General features: G+C 69.8%; 4 protein-coding genes. 3 read left to right on the top strand and 1 reads right to left on the bottom strand.

Annotated features, from left to right (window positions below):
• The first annotated feature begins 48 nt into the window (after positions 1 to 48).
• Together E4099_RS30290 and E4099_RS30285 are read left to right on the top strand one after the other, a co-directional pair.
• Positions 49 to 459, top strand: coding sequence for a PNPOx family protein (locus E4099_RS30290; RefSeq protein WP_135342308.1), 411 nt, complete (start codon positions 49 to 51; stop codon positions 457 to 459).
• Between the two features lie 25 nt (positions 460 to 484).
• Positions 485 to 1,828: a cation:proton antiporter gene (locus E4099_RS30285; RefSeq protein WP_245245315.1), complete on the top strand. Its 1,344-nt coding sequence runs from the start codon at positions 485 to 487 to the stop codon at positions 1,826 to 1,828.
• A 13-nt stretch (positions 1,829 to 1,841) separates the two neighbouring features.
• On the opposite strand, the gene sigJ is transcribed toward E4099_RS30285, so the two are convergent.
• Positions 1,842 to 2,798, bottom strand: a complete 957-nt coding sequence (gene sigJ / locus E4099_RS30280) for an RNA polymerase sigma factor SigJ (protein ID WP_135342306.1) — start codon at positions 2,796 to 2,798, stop codon at positions 1,842 to 1,844.
• A gap of 264 nt (positions 2,799 to 3,062) precedes the next feature.
• On the opposite strand from sigJ, the gene E4099_RS30275 reads away from it, so the two are divergent.
• The gene (locus E4099_RS30275) at positions 3,063 to 3,689 is read left to right on the top strand and encodes a hemerythrin domain-containing protein (protein ID WP_135342305.1); all 627 of its coding nucleotides are present in this window, start codon (positions 3,063 to 3,065) and stop codon (positions 3,687 to 3,689) included.
• Positions 3,690 to 3,730: the final 41 nt, after the last annotated feature.

Genomic DNA, 3,730 nt, shown 5'->3' with positions numbered 1-3,730 from the left:
CCATCCCTCCCACGTCCCACGTCCAGACCGGCCCGAAGGAGTCCATGGATGTCCGCCGTCCAAAGGCGTCTGGCCCGCTTCAACCGCACCTTCGCCAACCGCGTCGTCGGCCCCGTCCTGACCCGGATGCCCGGGTTCGGCGCCATCATCCACCGAGGCCGCAAGTCCGGGCGCGCCTACCGCACCCCGGTCAAGGTGTTCAAACGCGGCCCCCACTACGTCATGTCACTGCCCTACGGCCCCCAGTCCGACTGGGTACGCAACACCATCGCCGCCGGCGGCTGCGAACTGCACACCCGAGGCCGCCACATCCGCCTGCACCAACCCCACGTGTTCACCGACCCGCAGCAGACCGTGGTACCCGCCCCGCTCAGGCCCCTGCTGCGCCGGTTCAAGGCATTCGACTTCATCGAACTGCGCCCCGTCGAGACACCGGCGACCGAGCCGGTTCGGCCATGACCGCGCCCGCTGACTGGAGACTGCTGTGCCCCACTCCGAGTGGATCACCGTCACGGCGATCGGCGGCATAGCCCTGATCCTCGCCCTGACGGCGGTCGTCACCGCGCTGTGCCGCCGCGTCAAACAACCCGCCGTCATCGGCGAGATCGCCATCGGTATCTGCCTGGGACCGAGCCTGCTCGGCCTGCTGCCGGGCGACTGGCCCCAGCGGCTCTTTCCCGCCGAGATACGCCCGCACCTGGGCGTCGTCTCCCAGGTGGGCCTGCTCCTGTTCATGTTCATCATCGGCTGGGAGTTCGACAGCGGCGCCCTCAAGGGCCGCTTCCGCTCCACCGGCACCATCTGGATCAGCTCGTTGGCACTGCCCATGGCCCTCGGCATCGGGCTCGCCTGGTTGATCTACGGTTCGCACGACGTCGTCAACGGCCGCACCGTGCCGTTCACCGAGTTCGCCCTCTACCTCGGCGTCGCCATGTCGATCACCGCCTTCCCGGTCCTGGCCCGGATCATCACCGAACAGAACCTGCAGTCGACCCGGACCGGCACCCTGGCCCTGGGCCTGGCGGCCGCCGACGACCTGCTCGCCTGGTGCATGCTGGCCGTCGTGGTCGCCTTGACCACCGCCTCCGGCACCGCCGGGTTTCTGACCGTCATGGCCTGGTCGGCGGTCTACCTCGCCGCCATGCTGTGGCTGGTGCGCCCCGTGCTCGCCGCGATCAGCGGCCGGTTGAAGGTCGCCCACACGCCGTACGTCGCCGTGTTCACCGCCGCGGGCGCGTTCGCGTCCGCGTTCGTCACCTCCCACATCGGCATCCACGCCATCTTCGGGGCGTTCATGTTCGGCCTGGTGATGCCCAGGCGCCGCGACAGCCTGCTGCACCGGGTGGCCCTGCCGCCCCTGGAGGCGGCCGGCAAACTGCTGCTGCCGGTCTTCTTCGTGGTCACCGGCCTGTCCGTGGACCTCACCACGCTCACCGCCGGCGGCGTCGCGCAGACCGGCGCCATCATCGTGGTGGCCTGCCTGGGCAAGCTCGGCGGCGTCGCCCTGTCCGCACGCCTGACCGGCATGGGCTGGAAGGACGCCACCGTGCTCGGCGTACTGATGAACACCCGCGGACTGACCGAACTGGTCCTGCTGAACGTCGGGTTGAGCCTGGGCCTGCTGACGGTGCAGCTGTTCTCCGCGATGGTGCTCATGGCGCTGGTCACCACCGGCATCGCGGCGCCCGTCCTCAATCTGCTGCTCCAGGACCGCACCGGACAGACCCTGGTGGCGACCGAGGACGCCCACCCCGGCGGCACCGGGGCGGCGGGCGTCCGCCCCGACGTCGCCGAGGCGGCCGCCGGCCACGGCCACAGCACGAGCTGAGGCCCGCCCCAGGTCAGTCCTCCTCACCACCAGGCCGCACACTGGACAGCTTGTCCGGGTTGATCACCGCGTAGATGCCCCGCACCTGGTCTGTCTCGGGCTGCAGATCCATCACCAGGACCGCGTACGGCGAGTCCTCGGAGAACACCACCGCCGACGGATCGCCGTTGACGTGCCGGTAGTGGATGTCGATGTCCTGGGGCGCCCGCCCGGCGTAGCCCGCCAGCAGCCGGCACACCTTCTCCCGGCCGATGACCGGACGCAGGCCCGCGGTGCGGACCTTGCCGCCGCCGTCGGTCCACATGGTCACATCGGGCGCCAGCATCTGCATCAGGGCATCCAGGTCGCCACCGAGAGCGGCGTCGATGAACCGCTCGGTGACCTGCTGCTGCACCTGCGGATCGGCCTGGTAGCGGGGGCGGCGCGCCTGTACGTGGGCGCGGGCCCGGTGGGCGAGCTGGCGCACCGAGGAGGAGGTGCGGTCCAAGATGCCCGCGATCTCGGCGTGCTCGTAGCCGAACACCTCGTGCAGGACGAACACCGCCCGCTCCAGCGGGGAGAGGGTCTCCAGCACCACCATCAGCGCCATGGACACCGACTCGCCCTGCAGCGCCCGGTGGGCGGCGTCGGCGGTCGGCTGCTCGTCGGCGACACGGCCGACCAGCGGTTCCGGCAGCCAGGGTCCCACGTAGGTCTCACGGCGCCGCTTGATCGCGGCCTTGCGGCCCAGGGCGTGGTTGACCGCGATCCGCACCAGGTAGGCCCGCGGGTTGTCGATCTCCTGGTGCGGGGAGCGGCTCTTCTTCGCCGACCACGACAACCAGGTCTCCTGCAGGACGTCCTCGGTGTCGGCGACCGTGCCCAGCAGGTTGTAGACGATCGAGAAGAGTAACTCGCGGTACCCGACGAAGACCTCCGTCGAGGCTTCGACGGAGCTTGCCGTGTAGTCGCCCGCCGGACTGTCTGACATCGTGCGCCTCCCCTGTCAATGAGCTCGGACCCCAGACGGCTGAAGCCGCGGGAAATGTGACATCCCCACCACAAATGTGATCCATCTCGCAGCTATGGGTTTCGTGTCACACCCAGCCATGGCCGACCCCTCTCATTCGCGAGGCAACCCGGGCCGCAAGGCGTGGGGAGCTCGCCAGGAAGGGACCAACCCCCGCTCGCGACAGCACGACACCCACCCGCCGACCGGCCCGAGACCGGTCACCCACGAAAGGCACAGCACACCATGGCAGTCGCACAGCAGGCCCCGATCAACTTTGCCGTCATGTACGCGACGCACGACGCCTTCCGACGCGACCTTCAGCGACTCGCCGCGGCGGTGGCCGACGGCCGCGCCGGAACCCCGCACGTACGGGACGGCTGGGAGAACTTCACCTTCCAACTGCACCTGCACCACACCGTCGAGGACTCCGACCTGTGGCCGCGGGTCGCCCGCGCCGTCGCCGGCCGACCGGCCGACCAAAAGCTCCTGCGCGAGATGGAAGCAGAGCACGCCCAGCTCGGCCCGGTCCTCGCCGCGGTCGACGACGGAATGACCCGGGGCGCCGCCGACCTGCCCGCCCGCGTCGCCGAACTCGCACAGGTCCTGGGTGACCACATGACACACGAGGAGAACGAGGCACTGCCGCTCATCCAGGACGTACTCACCCCCAAGGACTGGGACGCCTTCCGCGGCGCCATGGCCCGCAAACAGGGCCCCAAGGGCGCGGCCGTCTACTTCCCCTGGATCACCGACGGACAGAACGCCACCGAACGCAAGGCGTTCTTGGACACCATGCCCGCTCCGGTGAAGATCCTCAACAGACTCTTCTGGGAATCGAGCTACCGCAAGCGCGGAATGTGGGGGAGCTGACCAACCCTCCGGCCTGCCCCGAGCCCCGGCCAGCCCCGGCC

The organism is Streptomyces palmae (genome assembly GCF_004684805.1).
Classification (GTDB): domain Bacteria; phylum Actinomycetota; class Actinomycetes; order Streptomycetales; family Streptomycetaceae; genus Streptomyces; species Streptomyces palmae.
The sequence above is the reverse complement of the archived record's forward strand: the minus strand, read 5'-3'. Positions and strand labels throughout refer to the sequence as shown.